A 233-nucleotide genomic window follows, 5' to 3' on the forward strand; every position below is an offset into this window, starting at 1 on the left:
CAGGTCTCATTCAGGCAAAAGAACTTACCCACTTCCAACAGGATGGTGAGGCCGAACTGAGCTAGAGGCAAGTCTTGGAGAGTACGCTCGTAGCGGCTATGGATGCGCCCTGTCAGGGACTGACAAAGCGGGCAACAGGCCACCGCTTGGGTAGAAGAAACGGTGACAATCAGCTGATGACGCTCGGCATCCAGTTCCCAGTGTTTCAGGTTCAGTGCTGAGACATCAGGCAA

General features: G+C 54.5%; 1 protein-coding gene. It reads right to left on the minus strand.

What is annotated here, in order from left to right:
- A partial coding sequence (locus JUK32_RS00020) for a transposase family protein (RefSeq protein WP_204136830.1) occupies positions 1-233 on the minus strand: 233 nt, incomplete at both ends.

The organism is Halomicronema sp. CCY15110, from assembly GCF_016888165.1.
GTDB lineage: Bacteria > Cyanobacteriota > Cyanobacteriia > Phormidesmidales > Phormidesmidaceae > Halomicronema.